Origin of the sequence: Rubrivirga sp., from assembly GCF_049648075.1 — a bacterium.
Lineage (GTDB): Bacteria > Bacteroidota > Rhodothermia > Rhodothermales > Rubricoccaceae > Rubrivirga.
This window is the reverse complement of sequence record NZ_JBARYR010000504.1, coordinates 1-4,159: the sequence shown is the minus strand read 5'-3', so window position 1 is coordinate 4,159 and position 4,159 is coordinate 1. Positions and strand designations below refer to the sequence as shown.

2 protein-coding genes are annotated in these 4,159 nt (G+C 70.5%); one reads left to right on the top strand and one right to left on the bottom strand.

Translation table 11 applies throughout. The features are described 5' to 3' along the window. Position 1: 1 nt before the first annotated feature. Positions 2-2,389, bottom strand: coding sequence for an ATP-binding protein (locus WBA11_RS14195; protein ID WP_424521326.1), 2,388 nt, complete (start codon positions 2,387-2,389; stop codon positions 2-4). Between the two features lie 190 nt (positions 2,390-2,579). Here WBA11_RS14195 and WBA11_RS14190 point away from each other — a divergent pair. Next, the coding region (locus WBA11_RS14190) for a TonB-dependent receptor (protein ID WP_424521325.1) at positions 2,580-4,159 on the top strand (1,580 nt) is incomplete at its 3' end.

Genomic DNA, 4,159 nt, shown 5'->3' with positions numbered 1-4,159 from the left:
GCTACGCCCGCGTCAGCCGGCCGTCGGCGTCGCGCTGGAACGGGACCCAGGCGAGCGCGACCTCGAGGACGTGCATCTCGGTCTGCTTGGCCTTGATCTCGACGGTCTCTAACGCTTTCGTCTCCGGCCCGCCCTCGAGGTCGATCTCGTCCATCTCGCGCTGGAGTTGAGCGTCCAGGTCGGCGTAGTCGGCCTGCAAGTCGTCCAGCTTTTTCTGGGCGCGCTCGACGTCGGCGCGCTCCTTCGACATCCGGCCCGCGCTCCGCGCCGTCACGCCGACCTGGCTCAGCGTCGACCGCGCACTGCGGCGGCCGAGGAACGCGCCCAACAGCGTCGTGCCGACGCGGACGAGCGTGTCGGTCGTGCGCTGGCTCGCCTGCGCCTCTTCCCGGTCGATGGCATTCTCAGCCGTGTCCATCCGCTTCTCGAGCGCCGAGAGCTTCTTCTGGTACGTCTCTCGCATCGTGTCCTTCTGGGCGTCGCGCGCCTCCCGGGCCACCTGCCCCAACCGGATGCGGAACGCCCGCTCGTCCTCGCCCGGCGCGCTCGTCAGCTTGGTCTCGGGCGAGCGCAAGACCTCGAGGGGCCTTTCGGTCTGGAGCCACTTTTTGAGCGAGCGCTCCCACGTCGGGTAGCTGCCGTCCTTCGTCATCGAGGCCGGGACCTCGGCGAACGAGGCGCCGTCGTTCGGCCTCGAGGTCGTCGCCGGCCGGTCGCCCAGCAGATCCGCCGAGGACCAGTCGGGCTCGTCTCTGACCTCGGCCAGCAGCACGTAGGTCTCCGTGTGGTCGATCTCCGGTCGGGCGCGCTTGAACGGCACCTCGGCGCGGGCGAGCAGCATCGGCACGTAAACGTCGGCGTCGCCCTCGAGGACGACCTGGGGCACGTCGAGGTCGGGGCGTTGTCCGTCGTTGGCATCGTCGTCCGGCCTCGAGGTCGGTGCCGCAGGCGCGGGTGCTGGTGCTGCCGTCTCGGGCTCGCCCTCGAGGGCGGTCTTGTACGGCTCCACGAGGGTGCCGATCTGGGCGCGCGTCAGCGGACCGGCGAGGTAGCTCATCGCCCAGCGCGTCGCCAGGATCGTGGGAGCCGATTCGTGGACGTTGTGCAACAGAAACCGACGTTTGCCGATGCCCGAGAGCAGCCGGTCCATGTCGCCGCGGTCGAACCCGCCGGCCGCGGCGCCCTCCAGGCCGTCCAACAAACGGTTCTTGTCGCGCTCGGTCTGCAGCCGCCCCACGAGCCACGTCCCGCAGTTGGAGAGTGCCTTGTAGTCCATGTCGACCGGGTTCTGGGTCGCCAGGACGACGCCGAGGCCGAACGCTCGCGCTTGCTTGAGAAGCGTCAGCAGGAGCGTCTTTGTGGGCGGGTTCGCGCTCGGCGGGAGGTAGCCGAAGATCTCGTCCATGTACAGGATCGCGCGGAGGGACCCCGTGCCGGGCTGGCGGCGCATCCAGGCCAGGACCTCGCTCAATAGCCGCGTGACGAAGAAGACACGCTCGGCGTCGTCGAGGTGCGCGATCGACATGACCGAGACCTGGGGCTTGCCGTCGGCCCCATAGAAGAGGCGGTCGGCGTCGAGCGGCGCTCCTCGTGTCCAGGCCTGAAAGCTCGGGGACGCGATCAACCCGTTCAGCTTCATCGCCAACGCCTTGCGGGACCGCTCCGGGAAGAAGTCGTCGACGGGCATCACGCCCAGCGTCTCGAACGGCGGATCCAGTAACGCCCGGATCAGGTCGGCGACCTCGAGGACGCGTCCTTCGTCCCACGCCTGCGTGACGACCTGGGACAGAAACACGGACTCGCCGCCGGACGCGTCGGCGTCGACCTCGACGAGCGTGAGCAAGCCGCCGACCGTCGCGTCGAGGCGGTCGCGGAAGGCTTCGCTGCCGGCCTCGGCATCGGGCGGCGCGAGCGACCCCAGGACCGAGACGGGGAGGCCCGCGTCCGAGCCCGGCGTGTAGATCCTGACGTCGGCGGCGGACTGGAGCCGGGCGATTCGCTCTGGGGATTGGTCCCACGACGCGAGCCCCTCGCTCCACGACTCGGCCGTCTGCGCCGCTAGGTCGTCCGGCGCCATCCCCTCGCGCGTCGCCTCCGACTCGTCGATCCACGGTCGGAAGTCGCCGGCCTCGAGGGTGGGGAACTGGAGCGCCAGGTTGCCCAGGTCGCCCTTCGGGTCGATCGCGATGACCGGGATCCCATCGAGGGCGGCCTCCTCGATCAGACCGACGCCCAGGCCGGTCTTGCCCGAGCCCGTCATGCCGACGATGAACGCGTGCGTCGTCAGGTCGGCGGCGTCGTAGAGGACGGGCGTGTCGGTGACGTCGGAGGTGTCGCGGTCGACCTCGCGGCCGAGGTAGAACACGCCGAGCCCTTCGTATGCGGACATCTGGGAGCGGGGGAGGAGGCGGCCTCGAGTCTAGCGACAGCAGACGAACCGAGACGTCTTCGAGGGCGGCGCATTGAGGCCGCGGTTCGTCACCGACTGCCGCGACTCGTCATGCCGAGACGCGGTTCGTCCATCGAGGTCGTCCGCTCGCGGCGGGGTCCCGTAGCTAGACCCTGCACCCCCGACCTCGATGCGCCTCCTCATCCTCTTGCTCCTCGTCCCGGCCGCCGTCGCGCAGACGGTCGTGACCGGGACCGTCCTCGATGGCGAGGGCGAGCCGCTGCCGTACGCGACCGTCCTGGTCGTCGGCACCACGGACGGTGCCGCGACGAACGGACAGGGCTCGTTCGCGATCACGACACGCGCCGAAGGCCGCCAAGCCCTCGAGGCGCGCTACGTCGGGTACGCGCCCTCGAGGACGCGGCTCGATCTTGAGGGCGACACCGTCCGCGTGACGCTGCGGCTTCTGACCGAACTGCTCGACCTCGAGGGCGCCGTCGTCTCGGCCGACGCGCTAGCGGGGACGTCCCAGTCCGGGACCGGCCTGACGCCGCTCGACGTGGTCACGACGCCGGGCGCCTCGGCCGACTTGTTCCAGGCCGTCCAAACCCTGGCCGGCCTGACGCAGGTGGACGAGGGCGCGGGCCTGTTCGTGCGCGGCGGCGACGTCTCCGAGACCCAGATCCTGCTCGACGGCTTGCCGCTCTTGCAGCCGTACGCCTTCGAGACGCCGCTCGGCGGCACGTTCGGGACGGTCTCGCCCTTCTTGGTCAGAGGGACGGCCTTCTCGACCGGCGCGTTCTCTGCCCGCTACGGGGACGCTCTCTCGGCGGTGCTCGCTCTCGACAGCCAAGACGAGCCCTCGAGGGCGGCTCAAACGATGTCGCTCAGCCTGGCGGCGGCCTCGGTCGGGGCAGACCTTCCCATCGGGGACGGCGGCGTCCGCCTTGCCGCCAACCAGACGTTTACGGACGCGCTGTTCTGGGTCAACGGCAACGGTACCGACTTTGCGAGCGCCCCCGAGGCGACGAACGCTAGCGTCGTCGCGGCCTGGCCTAACGTAGCCGGGGGCCGCCTCAAGGTGCTCGCCCAAGGCACGCGCGACGCCGTCGGTGTCAACCTCGATGAGCCGTCTTTCCAGGGCGTGCTGACCTCGAGGTCGGGGAGCGGATTGGGGCTGGCGACATGGCGCGGGCCGATCGCACGATGGCAGGTGACGGGGTCGGCGGGGTACTCGCGGTATCGGTCGGAGCAGGCCGCGGGGTCGCTTCGCATCTCACCCAGCGACGGCGCCTTGTCCGGGCGCGTCGAGGGCCAACGCTCCGTCGGCCGTTCGATGCGGTGGAGCGTGGGCCTCGAAGGCCGGCGCCTGACCTCGAGGACGGAGGGCACCTTCTCGCCCGACGGCGTCCTCGATCCCGCAGCCGAGACCGTGGCCTTCGACGAGTCGCTACGCGCTGCGCGAGGTGGAGCCTGGGTCGAGGCCGAGACGCAGCTCTCCCGCCGCGTCGTCGCCCAGACGGGTCTCCGCGCCAACGTCGCGGCCGATCTGGGGGCCGTGTCTTTTGACCCGCGCGTCAACGTCTCGGTCGCGCTGTCCGACCGGACCCAACTCCGCCTGGCCGGCGGACTCTACCGACAGGCGCCGTCGCTCGAAACGCTCGCCCTCACGGATCTCGACCTCGAGGTCGCCCGCGCGACGCACGCCGTCGTCGGCGTGCTGCACGAGGTGGGCGACTGGACGGTCCGCCTCGAAGGCTACCGCAAGGA

Coding starts and splice junctions, on each gene's coding strand:
- WBA11_RS14195 (WP_424521326.1), bottom strand. CDS start 2,389: ATGTCCGCATACGAAGGGCTCGGCGTGTTCTACCTCGGCCGCGAGGTC.